The sequence below is a fragment of the Variovorax sp. HW608 genome (assembly GCF_900090195.1).
Lineage (GTDB): Bacteria > Pseudomonadota > Gammaproteobacteria > Burkholderiales > Burkholderiaceae_C > Variovorax.
The window spans coordinates 4,827,773-4,841,954 of sequence record NZ_LT607803.1; the positions used below are offsets into that span (position 1 = coordinate 4,827,773).

Here is a 14,182-nt window from a genome sequence, read left to right on the forward strand (position 1 = left end):
AGTCTCCTTCATTCAATGACTTCGCCGCGCAGCAGGAACTTCGCGAGCGCCGTCGAGCCGAGGAAGCCGAACAGCGCGATCAGCATCGCGGCCTCGAAGTACACGCTGCTGGTGTAGTTGATGCCGAGGATCAGCATCATCAGCATGCCGTTGATGTAGAGGCAGTCGAGCGCCATCACGCGGTCCTGCGCAGTCGGGCCGATGAGCAGGCGCGTGACCGCGCAGAGCATCGCCACGGCAAGGAGGAACAGCGCGAGCTTGAGCGCCCAGAAAAGGACTGGCGTCATGGTTCGAAGATCTCCATCAGCGGGCGCTCGTAGCGCGACTTCACGAGCAGGATGAAGGCCTCGGGATCGCGCTCGTCGAACAGGTGGATCAAGAGGCTCGAACGGTCGAACGAGATCTCGCCCCACGCCGTGCCGGGCGTGAGGCAGACGATCATCGCGAGCGCCGCGAGCGCGTTGGGATCGCGCAGCTGAAGCGGAACGCGCACGAAGCACGGGTGCATCTCGTCGTTGCGGCGGGTCAGCAGCAGGCGCGCCACGGTGAGGGCGGATTCGACCATGTCATGCATGACCACGAAGGCGAGCTTCAGCGCCGTGCCGGGCCGGTGGATGCGCACCGTTTCCCGCGGCCGCAGCGACTGGGTCAAGAGCGGCACCGCGATCGCGAAGATCGCCGCCAGCAGCAGCGTCCCGAGGTCGAGCGACTGGTTGAGCAGCAGCCACACGACGAAGAGACCCAGCGACAGCGGCGGGAAGGGGAGCCAGCGCTTGATCATTTCGCGACCCCCGGTTTCGGCGCGGGGCTGGGCACTTCGCGCGCATGGAGCACCGCGTTGCGATAGGCCGTCGGCGTGCGCAGTCCCTCGGCCGTGGCAGTGGCATGCTGCAGGGCCGGTCCGGCGCCGAGCGCCAGCGCGAGGCAGGCGGCCAGCAGCACCCCGACCGGAATCACCTCGAGGGCGGGCAGCGAGGGCAGCCTGCCGTGCTCCTGCGTCCAGAAATGCCGGATGCCCGTGCGGCTGAACGCGATGAGGGTGAAGAAGCCGGACGCCAGCAGCAGCACCAGGAAGGTCCAGGCCGCCGGCGTGACCCTTGCGGCATCCAAGAGGCCCGAGAGCATCGCGAACTTGCCGAGGAATCCGGACAGCGGCGGCAATCCGGCGAGCAGGATGGTGCAGCCGGCGAAGCTGAGCCCGAGGAATGCGACACCCGCCGGAATGGCGCGGCCGTAGAGCGCCTGGGCGTTGTCGTCGAGATTCACGTCGGCCATGCGCTGCAGGTCGGCGGAAAGGAAGGGCACCTCGTGGGCCGCCTCGTGCGGCGCGATGCTCATGCCGGCATTGCGCCAGCGTTCGATCATGTCGATGAGCAGGAAGAAGGCGCTCACCGCCAGGGTCGAGCTGAGCAGGTAGTAGAGCGCGCCGGCCCAGACGGCCGTCTGCCCGAAGCCGACGGCGGTCAGCAGCGTGCCCGCGGAGACCAGCACGCTGAAGCCGGCGAGGTTCGACAGGCGCTGCGTGCCCACGATGCCGAGCGCGCCGACGAAGAGCGTCGCCAGGCCCATCGCGATCAGCACGCCCTGGCCGAATCCCGCCGACGCGCCGGTGTCGGGGGCGAACATCAGCGTCCAGAGCCGCAGCAAGGCGTAGATGCCGAGCTTGGTCAAGAGCGCGAACACTGCGCCGACCGGCGAGACGGCGGAGTTGTAGGCGGGCACGAGCCAGAAGTTGAGCGGCCATGCGCCGGCCTTGGCGAAGAAGGCCGTGGCAAGGATCGCCGCCGCGGCGTGCACCAGGCCGCGGTCGGCGGGGTCGATCCGGGCGATCTTCATGCCCAGGTCGGCCATGTTGAGCGTGCCGGTCACGCCGTAGAGCAGCGAGGCGCCGATGAGGAACAGCGACGATGCAGCGAGGTTGATCGCGATGTAGTGCAGGCCCGCATGCACGCGCCCGCGTCCGGAGCCGTGCAGCAGCAGGCCGTACGAGGCGGCCAGCATCACCTCGAAGAAGACGAAGAGATTGAACAGGTCGCCGGTGAGGAATGCGCCGTTCAGGCCCATGAGCTGCAACTGCAGCAGCGGGTGGAAGTGCACGCCCGCGCGGTCCCAGCGCGAGGTCGAGTAGATGGACGCCGCGAACGCGACGACGCCGGTGAGCGCGACCATCATCGTCGAGAGGCGGTCGGCGACCAGCACGATGCCGAACGGCGCGGGCCAGTTGCCCGGCAGGTACACGCCGATGGAGCCCGCGCCGCCGCCGGTTTCCGGCGCGTTGACCCAGCGCAGCAACGCGAGCGCGACCAGGAGGCCGATCAGGCCCGAGGCGATGCTGAGTGCCGACTTGGTCCGGCGGCGTTCCTCGCGCAGCAGCAGCATGAGCGCGGCGGTCAGCATCGGCACCACGATCGGCGCGGCGATGAGGTGCGGCATGCCGTGTTCGAGCACGCGGTCGAGCAGGTGCAAGAGGTCGGTCATGGGTGGGGCCCCTGGCGCTCTTCACCGTCGACGTGGTCGGTGCCGGTCAGTCCGCGCGAGGCGAGCAGGACCACGAGGAACAAGGCGGTCATTGCGAAGCCGATCACGATCGCGGTCAGCACCAGGGCCTGCGGCATCGGGTCCGCGGTGTTGGCGAGCGTGGCGGCGAAGCCCGGCGTCAGCACCGGCTCGCTGTCGACCTTGAGGCGGCCCATGCTGAAGATGAACAGGTTGACCGCATACGAGATCAGCGTGAGGCCCATGATCACCTGGAAGGTGCGCGGGCGCAGCAGCAGGTACACGCCCGAGGCGGTGAGGACGGCGATGGCGATCGCGAGGACGATTTCCATCAGGCGACACCCTCCGCTTCGGCCGCGGCGGCACGCTCGGCCTGCTCGTCGGACCAGCGATGGCTGCGGATCGACTGGTGCGCCAGCGCGGTGAGGATCAGCATGGTGGCGCCGAGCACCAGCGCGAACACGCCGGTGTCGAAGAACAGCGCGCTCGGCACATGCACCTCGCCCAGCAGCGGCAGGTGCAGATGCGCCGTGTGCGTGGTGAGGATGGGGTAGCCGAAGAGGATCGCGCCGTCGCCCGTGATCAAGGCGAGCAGCAGGCCGACCGCGATCCAGCGCCGCGGATAGATGCGCAGATGCTCTTCCACCCATTCCGTCCCGGACACCATGTACTGGAGCACCAGCGCCACCGACATCACCAGCCCCGCGACGAAGCCGCCGCCCGGCTGGTTGTGGCCGCGCATGAAGAAGTAGACCGACACCAGCACCGACAGCGGCAGCAAGAGCCGCACGAGCACCGCCGGAACCATCAGGTAGCCGACCGCGGTGTCCCTGGCGCGGCGCGGGTTGAGCAGGTCGCTGCTGCCGTCGTCGGGATGCGCGCGCTGCTGCGGGGGCAGCGCCATCGATTCCGGTGCGGGACGGAAGCGCCGCAGCAGCGCATAGACCGTCAGCGCCACGACGCCGAGCACCGTGATCTCGCCGAAGGTATCGAAGCCGCGGAAGTCGACCAGCATCACGTTGACCACGTTGGTGCCGCCGCCGCGCGTCAGGGCGTTGTCGAGGAAGAACGGCGAGATGCTCTCTGGAAAGTTCCGCGTCATCATCAGCCAGGCGATCGAGCCGAGGCCGGCCCCGGCGGCCGTGGCGATCGCCAGGTCGCGGCCGCGCCGCCCCCATTGGCGCAGCCATGACCACGTGGGCTCGGGTGTCGCGGTGCGCATCGGCAGCCAGCGCAGGCCGAGGAGGATCAGTACCGTCGTCACCGCCTCCACCACGAGCTGGGTGAGCGCGAGGTCGGGCGCCGAGAACCAGATGTAGGTGATGCAGCTCACCAGCCCCGCGGCCGACGCCAGCATCAGCGAGGCGAGACGGTGGAACTTGGCCTGCACTGCGGCGGCGATCGCGCAGGTGCAGCCGATCAGCCAGGTCATGGCGAACATGGGCGAAAAGGGGAGCAGCTCGCGCGATCCGCGTGTGGCTGGCGTGAAGTGGAGCGCCGCGGCCGCGCCGCCGATCGCGACGCCGACCAGCAGCAGCAGCTGGATCTGCAGACGCCGCGTGCCGAGAATCCGGCGGCTGCGGCGGCCGGTCTCGCCCAGGCGCGCAAGCAGGTTCTCGAAGATGCGCTGGCCATCGAAGCCATGCAGCAGCGGCGTGGCATCCGTCAGCACGCCCAGTTCGCGGCCCCGGCGCTGCATCAGATAGAGCGCCGCCCCACCGGCCAGTGCGATGACGCTCATGAGCAGCGGCAGGTTGAATCCGTGCCACACCGCCAGGCTGTATTCCGGCAGGGTGCCGCCGACGACCGGCCTTGCGGCCGTGGCGAGAAAGGCGCCGACCGACCATGCGGGCGCGACGCCCACCACCAGGCAGATCAGCACCAGCAGTTCCACCGGAACCCGCATCCAGTGGGGTGGCTCGTGCGGCTGCTTGGGCACGTCGGGGGGCGCGCACGGCGGGCCGAAGAACACGTCGAAGACGAAGCGCGCCGAATACGCCACGCTGAAGATGCCGGCAATGGTCGCGATGACCGGAAGGCTCCGGCTGACCCAGGGCGTGGCCTCGATGAACACCGTCTCGGCGAAGAACATCTCCTTCGACAGGAAGCCGTTGAGCAGCGGCACGCCGGCCATCGATGCGCTCGCGATGATCGCCAGCGTGCCGCTGATCGGCATCAGCTTCTGCAGGCCGCTGAGCCGGCGGATGTCGCGCGTGCCGCTCTCGTGATCGATGATGCCGGCGGCCATGAAGAGCGATGCCTTGAAGGTCGCGTGGTTCATGACGTGGAAGACCGCCGCCACCGCCGCGAGCGGGCTGTTGAGGCCCAGCAGCAGCGTGATGAGTCCGAGGTGCGAGATCGTCGAATACGCCAGGAGCGCCTTCAGGTCGCGCTGGAACATCGCGGCGTAGCCGCCGAGCAGCAGCGTGATCGCGCCGGCGCCGCTCACCAGCCAGAACCATTGCTCGGTGCCCGACAGCACCGGCCAGAGCCGCGCCATCAGAAACACGCCGAGCTTCACCATGGTGGCCGAATGCAGGTAGGCCGAGACCGGCGTGGGCGCGGCCATCGCGCGCGGCAGCCAGAAGTGGAACGGGAACTGCGCGCTCTTGGTGAAGGCGCCGAGCAGCACCAGCACCAGCACGGCGGGGTAGAGCGGGTTCGCGCGGATCTGGCTGCCCGAGGCCAGCACCGCGTCGAGGTCGTAGCTGCCGGCGATGCGTCCCAGGATCAGCGCGCCGGCCAGCAGGCACAGGCCGCCCGCGCCGGTGACGACGAGCGCCATGCTCGCGCCGCGCCGCGCATCGCGGCGATGGTGCCAGTAGCCGATCAGCAGGAAGGAGAAAAGACTGGTGAGTTCCCAGAACAGCACCATCTGGATGATGTTGCCCGACAGCGCCACGCCCATCATCGCGCCCATGAACGCGAGCAGGAACGAGAAGAATCGCGGCACCGGATCGGACGGCGACATGTAGTAGCGCGCGTAGAGCACGACCAGCGTGCCGATCCCCAGCACGAGCATGCAGAACAGCCACGCGAAGCCGTCCATGCGGAAGACGAGATCGAGGCCGATGGCGGGCAGCCAGTCGATCTGCTGCCGGATCACGCTGCCGCTGGCGACCTCCGGGAAGAACCATGCCGCCTGGATCGCGCAGCCCAGTGCGACCAGGCCCGCCAAGGTCGATTCCCTGTTTCGCGCATCCGATGGCAGCAGCGCGGCGAGCACGCTGGCGATGAACGGAAGTGCAACGAGAAAGACCAGGGGCATTGCGATCGATTCTATCGACCGCCCCCCGCCGCAAATCCCTCGGAATGAGGCGCAGGATGCAGAAAGGCCGCCCGAGGGCGGCCTTCAGTTCAGCGCATCCGTTGTGCGCTGCGATGAAGCTCAGGGCTTCGCCGGAGCCTTCGGCGCCGCTGCTGCCGGCGCGGCCTTCTTCGCATCGTTCCTGGTGACCGGTGCGGAAGCGTTGAACGGCTGCCCGTTGACCGTGAGGCCTTCGCCCGAGAGCTTGGTGGCGGACTTGTCCTTCACGCCCTTGACCCGGTGCATGAAGTCGGCCCAGTCCTTGAACTCGCCCTGCTTGCGGGCTTCGATGATGCGCTTGGAGAGCGCGGGGCCGACGCCCTTGAGACTGTCGAGTTCGGCTTCGGTGGCCTTGTTGACATCGACCGCGGCCCAGGAGGCGACGGCAAACAGCATGGCCGTGGCGGCCAGGATTTTCTTCAGCATGACTAACTATCTCCCTGACATTGTTGTGAGAGGAACGCGAAAGCGCTCCGCCGCTCGCAGAACGCGCGCGGCGATCGCATGATAGCGGGGAGGGGGCGACCGCCTCGCGCGGGCTGTCGCCAGGGATCAGAGCTCTTCGACGCGACGGGGCGGATAGCTGTCCCACGCCTGGCAGCCGGGGCAGTGCCAGAAGTACTGGTGCGCCTCGAATCCGCACGCAGCGCAGCGGTAGCGCATCAGGGGCCGCGTCGCCTGGTCGAGGGAACGCTGCACCTGCGGATGGAACTGCTCGTGCTCGAAGCGCTCGCCGGCGAGCCAGCGCGATGCGGCCACCAGCGAAGGCTGGCGCGCCAGGTGCGCGATGTAGCCGTCGCGCGGCTCGGGTGCCGTCGCGTCGGCCGAGCGTGCGTCATCCGGCAATGCGGGCGTGCCGCCAAGCGCGATGATGGCTTCGAGCACATCGATCGACGGCGAGGCGACGTACCGGCGCTGCAGCAGCGCCAGTGCCTCTCCGGAACGCTGCGATGCCACCGCGGCCTGCTGGAGCATCGCCGCATACAACGGCAGCGCCAGCGGCGCGCGCTCGCTGAGCGCCTTGAGCGTGTCGAAAGCCGCCGCCGGATCGCCATTGCGCAGCTGCAGCGTCGCCGTATCGATGGCGGGGCGCGGTGCGTTCGGCGCCAGCGCCACCGCCTGGCGAAGCAGCTGCGCCGCGCCGTCCAGGTCCGCGGCCGCGACACGTTCGGCGGCCTGTTCGCAGAGGTGGTGTGCGCGCCGTGTCTCGTAGCTGGCCTGTTCCGATTCGTCGAGTTTCTGGGCCACGTCTGCCGCCTGGGCCCATTCGCGCGAACGCTCGTAGATGGCCAGAAGCGAGAGCCGGGCCTCGTTCTCGTAGCGCGTGCCCTCGAGCTTCTGCAGCGCGGCCTCGGCGCGATCGAGCAGCCCGGCGCGCAGGAAGTCCTGTGCGAGCGCATGCTGCGCGCGGTCGCGATCGGCGCGGCTCAGGTCGCCGCGTCCCAGCAGGTGCTCGTGCACCCGGACCGCACGTTGATATTCGCCGCGGCGCCGGAACAGGTTGCCGAGCGCGAAGTGCAGCTCCTGCGTGTCCGCATCGTTCTGCACCGCTTCGATGAAGGCGTCGATGGCCTGGTCCTGCTGCTCGTTCAGGAGGAAGTTCAGGCCGCGGAAGTAGGCCTTCGGCGCCTGGCGGTTCTCGATCCTGAGCTGCCGAAGGTCGAAGCGCGAAGCGAGCCAGCCGAGAACGAAGGCGATCGGGAGGCCGAGCAGCAGCCAGCTGAGGTCAAAGTCCATGTTGGCGTACGGCGGGCAGGTCGGCGGCGGAAACGGTGGCAGGGGGCGTGGCCGGCGCTGCGGCTGGCTCAGCGACGGCGGCGGGCGCTTGCTGTGCCGCCGCACTGCGATGCTTCCACCATCCCGGCAGCATACCCAGGGCACCGACCACCATGCCGCCCGCGAACGCGGCCAGCACCACCAGCACCAGCGGGGCACGCCAGGAGGTGCCGAAGAAGAAATACACCGTCGCGTCGTGCTGGTTGTTCAGCGCGAAGGCGAAGAGGGTAAAAAAAATGGCTGCCTTGAGCAGCCACAGGAGATATTTCATGCGCTTCCCCGTTGGCGGGGGAATTCTATGCCTGCAGGTCGGCGGACTCGGAGGGCCTGTGCTTCGCTTTACACGTGCCTTTTCTTCTCGGCGTCGAGTTCGGCGCTGCGCGCATCGACCGCTTCCCGCAAGGCCTTGCCGGGCTTGAAGTGCGGCACCCGCTTCTCCGGGATCTGCACGCTTTCGCCCGAACGCGGGTTGCGTCCGATGCGGGGCGGGCGCCGGTTCACCGTGAAGCTGCCGAAGCCCCGGATCTCGATGCGGTGTCCGCGCACGAGTGCGTCGCCCATCGCGTCGAGGATGGTCTTGACGGCGTATTCGGCATCGCGGTGCGTCAGTTGCGCAAAGCGTGCGGCGAGTTCTTCGACAAGATCGGAACGGGTCATGACAGAAAACGTGAAGACGAAAAAAAGGACAGAGCGGCCGCAAGGCCTGCCCTGTCCCCGGACTCAGCTTACTTGTCGCTGTTGTCCAGCTTGGCGCGCAGCAGGGCGCCCAGGCTGGTCGTGCCGGCGTTTTCACGCGCGGCCTGCTGGCTCAGGTTGGCCATGGCTTCCTGCTGGTCGGCCATGTCCTTCTGCTTGATCGACAGCTGGATGTTGCGGGTCTTGCGATCCACATTGACCACCACGGCCGTGACTTCGTCGCCTTCCTTGAGCACGTTGCGGGCATCTTCCACGCGGTCGCGGGAGATTTCGCTGGCGCGCAGGTAGCCGACGATGTCGTCACCGAGGTCGATCTCGGCGCCGCGCGGGTCGACGCTCTTGACCTTGCCGGTCACGATCTGGCCCTTGTCGTTCACGGTCGTGAACGTGGTGAACGGATCGCTGTCGAGCTGCTTGATGCCCAGGCTGATGCGCTCGCGGTCGACGTCGACGGCCAGCACGATCGCTTCGACTTCCTGGCCCTTCTTGTAGTTGCGGACAGCGGTTTCACCCGGCTCGTTCCACGACAGGTCGGACAGGTGGACGAGGCCGTCGATGCCGGCAGCCAGACCCACGAACACGCCGAAGTCGGTGATCGACTTGATCGGGCCCTTGACGCGGTCGCCGCGCTTGGTGTTCTGCGCGAATTCCTGCCACGGGTTGGCCTTGCACTGCTTCATGCCCAGGCTGATGCGGCGCTTGTCTTCGTCGATCTCGAGGACCATGACTTCGACTTCGTCGCCCAGCGAGACGATCTTGTTCGGAGCGATGTTCTTGTTGGTCCAGTCCATCTCGGACACGTGCACCAGGCCTTCGATGCCCGGCTCGAGTTCGACGAACGCACCGTAGTCGGCGATGTTCGTGACCTTGCCGAACAGGCGGGTGCCTTGCGGGTAGCGGCGCGAAACGCCCATCCACGGGTCGTCGCCCATCTGCTTGAGACCCAGCGACACGCGGTTCTTCTCGGTGTCGAACTTGAGGATCTTGGCGGTGATTTCCTGGCCGGCCTGCACCACTTCGCTCGGGTGGCGGACACGGCGCCATGCCATGTCGGTGATGTGCAGCAGACCGTCGATGCCGCCGAGGTCGACGAACGCACCGTACTCGGTGATGTTCTTGACCACGCCGCGCACGATCGCGCCTTCCTTGAGCGTTTCCATCAGCTTGGCGCGCTCTTCGCCCATGCTGGCTTCGACCACGGCGCGGCGCGAGAGCACCACGTTGTTGCGCTTGCGGTCGAGCTTGATGACCTTGAATTCGAGGGTCTTGTTCTCGTACGGGGTCAGGTCCTTGATCGGACGGGTGTCGATCAGCGAACCCGGCAGGAAGGCGCGGATGCCGTTGACCAGCACCGTGAGGCCGCCCTTGACCTTGCCGCTCGTCGTGCCGGTGACGAAGTCGCCGGATTCGAGGGCCTTCTCCAGAGCGAGCCACGAAGCGAGGCGCTTGGCGGTGTCGCGCGAGAGGATGGTGTCGCCGTAGCCGTTCTCGACGCTGCCGATGGCGACGGAGACGAAATCGCCGGCCTGGACTTCGAGTTCACCCTTGTCGTTCTTGAACTCCTCGATCGGCACGTAGGCTTCGGACTTGAGGCCTGCGTTGACCACGACGTGGTTGTGTTCGACACGCACGACTTCGGCGGTGATGACCTCGCCGGCGCGCATTTCGGAGCGCTTCAGGGATTCTTCGAACAGGTCGGCAAAAGATTCAGACATTGTGTGTTCCTTCCGTCACGCAGGGTTTGCAGACGCCCATGCAATAGTGCTTGCGGCTGGCTTGGGTCTGGAGACGGCGGTTGTTTGGGCTTTGGGGGCCCGGTTGGGGTTGAACAACCAGCAGGCCGGTGCGCTGACGCGCGGTGGGGACCTGCTGGACCGAAACGCCGCTCAAGAAGACTCGAACGGCTGTATTTCCTGCCACCAGCACAACACCTCTGCGACCGATTGCTCGACCGTTTGATGGGAGTTGTCCAGGAGGCGGGCGTCCTGCGCGGGCTTCAAAGGTGCGACGCTGCGGGATGAGTCCCGAAGATCACGCGCTTCCAAGTCGGCGCGAAGACTGTCAAGTGTAGTCGAAATTCCCTTTGAAATCAATTGCTTATGTCGCCGCTCGGCCCGGTGCGCGGCGCTTGCGGTCAGGAAGACCTTGAGCTTCGCGTCGGGGAAGATCACGGTGCCCATGTCCCGGCCGTCGGCGACGAGTCCCGGCAGCTTGCGGAAGCTGCGCTGCAGGTCGACGAGGGCGGTGCGCACCGCGGGAAGCGTCGACACGCGCGAGGCGTCCATGCCAGCGGCCTCGGTGCGGATGGCGTCGCTGACATCCTCGCCGGCGAGCAGGACCTTGCCTTCGTTGAAGCAAAGCGGCAGCGCGGCGGCGATTTCGGCGATCCGGGATTCGTGCTCGGAGTCGGGCGCAAGGCCGGCACGCCGGAGCGCGATGCCCGTGACGCGATAGAGCGAACCCGAATCGAGGTAGTGGTAGCCGAGCCGGCGCGCCACTTCGATCGTCAGGGTGCCCTTGCCCGACGCGGTCGGGCCGTCGATGCAGATCACGGGAATCTCGCCGGCCTGAGCCACCGAGAACAGCGTCTCGAAATAGTCGGGGAAGGTCTTCGCGACGCAGTGCGGCTCGAGGATCCGCACGGGCTTGCCGTCCGGATTGAAGGCCGCGAGCGAGAAGCACATGGCGACCCGATGGTCGTCGTAGGTGCGAATGGTGGCCGGCTGCCAGGCGCCCGCAGGCAGCGGCTGGATGCGGATGAAGTCCGGCCCGGCTTCGACGGTCGCGCCCAGCTTGCCGAGCTCGTTCGCCATGGCGTCGATGCGGTCGGTCTCCTTGACGCGCCAGCTCGCGATGTTGCGCAGGGTGCTCGGCCCGTCGGCGTAGAGCGCCATCACGGCCAGCGTCATGGCCGCATCGGGGATGTGGTTGGCGTCGATGTCGATCGCCTTCAGCGGCCACGCATCGCGGGAAATGAAAAGCCAGTTGGGGCCGCTGTCCACCCGGGCGCCCATCTGCCGCGCGGCCTCGATGAAACGGATGTCGCCCTGGATCGATTCGGCGCCGACGCCTTCGATCCGGATGCCCGAACCGTTGGCGATCGCGCCCAGCGCGATGAAGTAGCTGGCCGACGAGGCGTCGGCCTCGACGTGGATCTCGCCGGGTGAGCGGTAACGGCTGCCGGCCGGAATCGTGAAGCGCTGCCAGCCCTCGCGCCGCACCTCGATGCCGAAGCGCGCGAGCAGGTTGAGCGTGATCTCGATGTAGGGCTTGGAGATCAGCTCGCCGACGACGTCGATCACGATGTCGCGCCGCGCGGCGAGCGGGAGCGCGAGGAGCAGCGCCGTGAGGAACTGGCTCGACACGTCCCCGCGCACGCGGATCGGCGTGTCGAGCTGCAGGGCGTCGATCGCGACCGGGTGGATCGCCAGCGGCGGATAGCCCGGGTTGCCCAGGTAGTCGATGCGGCAGCCGAGCTGGGTCAATGCGTCGACCAGGTCGCCGATCGGCCGTTCGTGCATGCGCGGCACGCCCTTGAGCTCGAATTCGCCGCCGAGCAGCGAGAGCGCGGCGGTCAGCGGGCGCATGGCGGTGCCGGCGTTGCCGAGGAACAGCGAGGCCTTCGTGGTCCGCAGTGCTCCGCCGAGCCCTTCGAGCTTCACGGTCGTGCCATTGCGTTCGATGGTGCAGCCGAGGGCTGTCAGCGCGTCCAGCATGACCCGCGTGTCATCCGAATCCAGCAGGTCGTGGATCGTGGTCGTGCCGCTGGCGAGCGCGGCCAGCAGCAGCACTCGGTTGGAAATGCTCTTCGATCCCGGCAATTGGACGGTGCCGGAGGCGCCGGCGAGCGCGGGAATGTCCAGAAATGGTGTGGCGTACATGTCAGTGCGCGGGCCTCATTCGGTCGAGCCCATGGCGCCGGGCTGCCACTGGCTGCGCAACTTGCTCACGGAGGCAATGGCGTTTTCGAGCGCTTGCGCATCGCTCGCGGCCAGGAGCGCCTCGAATTGCCGCAGCGCTTCCCGGAAGGCCTGCGACTGGAGCAGGACCTTCTCCCGATTGGCCATGAGGACGTCGCGCCACATGACCGGGTCGCTGGCCGCGATGCGCGTGAAGTCGCGAAATCCGGGGCCGGCCATCTCCAGGAAGCGCTCGCCCTGCGGCTGCGTGACGAGGCCGTTCGTGAACGCAAAGGCGATGAGGTGCGGCAGGTGGCTCACGGCCGCGAAGATGGTGTCGTGCTCATCCGGCGTCATGATGCTGACCTTCGCGCCGATGCCGCTCCAGACCTGCGTCGCGCGCTGGACGTTGGAACGCAAGGTGGTCTTGATCGGCGTGAGCACGACCTGCTTGCCGGTGTAGAGGCCGGCATCGGCGTGTTCGACGCCGGCGACCTCCTTGCCGGCGATCGGATGGGCGGGTACGAACGACGCCAGCTGGTCCTGCAGGCCGCGGCGCGCTGCTTCGATCACGTCGCCCTTGGTCGAGCCCACGTCCATCACGAGCATCTGTTCGGTGATGCCGTGGCGGATCGCCTTGAAGGTCTGTTCGGATGCGCCCACGGGCACCGCGATCAGCACCAGGTCGGCGCCCGACACCGCGAGCAGGGCGGACGGCGCCGCGACGTCGATCACGCCGAGCTGCTTCGCGCGCTCCGTCGTCGAGGGCGACTTGCTGTAGCCGACGACCCGCTTCACGAGCTTGGCCCGCTTGAGCGCGAGCGCGAAGGAGCCGCCCATGAGGCCGCAGCCGATCAGGCCCAGTTGTTCAAACATCGTCCGTGGCCTCAGGAATTGACCGGGTAGGCGCCGATGACCTTGTAGAACGCGCAGAGCTTGCGCAGTTCGGTCAGCGCGGCCGCAACGTTGGGTTGGGTGGGGTGGCCGTCGAGGTCGATGTAGAAGTAGTACTCCCACTGGCCGGTGCGCGCGGGCCGCGATTCGAACCGGGTCATCGAGACGTTGTTGGTCTTCAGCGGCACCAGCAGGTCGTGCACGGCGCCGGGGCGGTTGGGCACGGAGACGACCAGGCTGGTGCAGTCCTTGCCCGTTGCCGGCGGCATGGCCAGCGTCTGCGGCAGGCAGATGACGGCGAAGCGGGTGCGGTTGTAGGAGTCGTCCTGGATCGCGTGGGCGACGATGTGCAGCCCGAAGCGCGTTGCGGCGCGCTCGCTCGCCAGGCCGGCCCAGGCCGGGTTGCCGGCCGCGAGCCGCGCGCCTTCGGCGTTGCTCGAAACCGCCCGGCGCTCGGCGTTCGGCAGGTGCTTGGAAAGCCAGGTCTGGCACTGGGCAAGCGCCTGCGGATGCGCCAGGACGGCCTCGATGCCTTCCAGCGAATTGCTGGTGCGCAGCAGGTGGTGGCGCACGAGAAGGCTGACCTCGCCGACTACATGGGTGGGCGAGTGCAGGAAGAGGTCGAGCGAGCGGGCGACCACGCCCTCGGTGGAGTTCTCGACCCCGACGACGCCGTACTGGGCGCTGCCGGCCGCCGTTGCATGGAAGACCTCGTCGAAGCTGGCGCAATAGATCAGGTCGGCGGCGCCGCCGAAGTATTCGATGGCGGCCTGCTCGCAGAAGGTGCCCTCGGGGCCCAGCACCGCGACCCGTTGCGGCGATTCGAGGGCCAGGCAGGCCGACATGATCTCGCGCCAGATCGCGGCGACATGCTGCGACTTGAGCGGGCCCTGGTTCGTCTGCTGCATCTTCTCGATCACCTGGGCGACGCGATCGGGACGGAAATAGGGGGTGCCTTCGCGCTTCTTGACCTCGCCGACCAGTTCGGCGACATGGGCGCGCCGGTTCAGGAGGTCGAGAAGCTGCTGGTCGAGCGAGTCGATCTGCACGCGCAGATCGGCGAGGGAGGCGTTGTCAGGGTGCTGGGGCTGTGGGGCGGGTGCGGTCATCGGTC

13 protein-coding genes are annotated in these 14,182 nt (G+C 67.6%); all 13 read right to left on the reverse strand.

What is annotated here, in order from left to right; translation table 11 throughout:
• Positions 1 to 8: 8 nt before the first annotated feature.
• The 13 genes from VAR608DRAFT_RS22835 to pheA all read right to left on the reverse strand — a co-directional run bounded on the left by VAR608DRAFT_RS22835 (position 9) and on the right by pheA (position 14,177).
• Positions 9 to 287 carry a K+/H+ antiporter subunit F gene (locus VAR608DRAFT_RS22835; protein ID WP_088956140.1) on the reverse strand — a complete coding sequence of 93 codons (279 nt, stop codon included), beginning with the start codon at positions 285 to 287 and terminating at the stop codon, positions 9 to 11.
• A complete protein-coding gene (locus VAR608DRAFT_RS22840) occupies positions 284 to 778 on the reverse strand; it encodes a Na+/H+ antiporter subunit E (RefSeq protein ID WP_443082963.1) in 495 nt (164 codons plus the stop codon). Before VAR608DRAFT_RS22840 ends, VAR608DRAFT_RS22835 begins: the two co-directional genes overlap by 4 nt.
• Positions 778 to 2,478, reverse strand: a complete 1,701-nt coding sequence (locus VAR608DRAFT_RS22845) for a monovalent cation/H+ antiporter subunit D (RefSeq protein ID WP_088956142.1) — start codon at positions 2,476 to 2,478, stop codon at positions 778 to 780. The genes VAR608DRAFT_RS22840 and VAR608DRAFT_RS22845 overlap by 1 nt, the downstream gene beginning before the upstream one ends.
• Complete coding sequence (locus VAR608DRAFT_RS22850; protein WP_088956143.1) at positions 2,475 to 2,828, reverse strand: Na+/H+ antiporter subunit C; 354 nt, start codon at positions 2,826 to 2,828, stop codon at positions 2,475 to 2,477. Before VAR608DRAFT_RS22850 ends, VAR608DRAFT_RS22845 begins: the two co-directional genes overlap by 4 nt.
• Entirely contained in the window at positions 2,828 to 5,764 is a 2,937-nt protein-coding gene (locus VAR608DRAFT_RS22855; protein ID WP_088956144.1) for a monovalent cation/H+ antiporter subunit A, read from the reverse strand. The genes VAR608DRAFT_RS22850 and VAR608DRAFT_RS22855 overlap by 1 nt, the downstream gene beginning before the upstream one ends.
• 120 nt (positions 5,765 to 5,884) lie before the next feature.
• Positions 5,885 to 6,229, reverse strand: a complete 345-nt coding sequence (locus VAR608DRAFT_RS22860) for a ComEA family DNA-binding protein (RefSeq protein WP_088956145.1) — start codon at positions 6,227 to 6,229, stop codon at positions 5,885 to 5,887.
• 126 nt (positions 6,230 to 6,355) lie between these two features.
• Complete coding sequence (gene lapB, locus VAR608DRAFT_RS22865) at positions 6,356 to 7,540, reverse strand: lipopolysaccharide assembly protein LapB (RefSeq protein ID WP_088956146.1); 1,185 nt, start codon at positions 7,538 to 7,540, stop codon at positions 6,356 to 6,358.
• Positions 7,530 to 7,850 carry a LapA family protein gene (locus VAR608DRAFT_RS22870; RefSeq protein WP_088956147.1) on the reverse strand — a complete coding sequence of 107 codons (321 nt, stop codon included), beginning with the start codon at positions 7,848 to 7,850 and terminating at the stop codon, positions 7,530 to 7,532. Before VAR608DRAFT_RS22870 ends, lapB begins: the two co-directional genes overlap by 11 nt.
• 68 nt (positions 7,851 to 7,918) lie before the next feature.
• A complete protein-coding gene (locus VAR608DRAFT_RS22875) occupies positions 7,919 to 8,236 on the reverse strand; it encodes an integration host factor subunit beta (RefSeq protein ID WP_088956148.1) in 318 nt (105 codons plus the stop codon).
• 68 nt (positions 8,237 to 8,304) lie between these two features.
• A complete protein-coding gene (gene rpsA, locus VAR608DRAFT_RS22880; RefSeq protein ID WP_088956149.1) occupies positions 8,305 to 9,990 on the reverse strand; it encodes a 30S ribosomal protein S1 in 1,686 nt (561 codons plus the stop codon).
• A gap of 171 nt (positions 9,991 to 10,161) precedes the next feature.
• Complete coding sequence (locus VAR608DRAFT_RS22885; protein ID WP_088956150.1) at positions 10,162 to 12,156, reverse strand: bifunctional 3-phosphoshikimate 1-carboxyvinyltransferase/cytidylate kinase; 1,995 nt, start codon at positions 12,154 to 12,156, stop codon at positions 10,162 to 10,164.
• Positions 12,157 to 12,171: 15 nt separating this feature from the next.
• A complete protein-coding gene (locus VAR608DRAFT_RS22890) occupies positions 12,172 to 13,050 on the reverse strand; it encodes a prephenate dehydrogenase (RefSeq protein WP_088956151.1) in 879 nt (292 codons plus the stop codon).
• Between the two features lie 11 nt (positions 13,051 to 13,061).
• Complete coding sequence (gene pheA, locus VAR608DRAFT_RS22895; protein WP_088956152.1) at positions 13,062 to 14,177, reverse strand: prephenate dehydratase; 1,116 nt, start codon at positions 14,175 to 14,177, stop codon at positions 13,062 to 13,064.
• Positions 14,178 to 14,182: the final 5 nt, after the last annotated feature.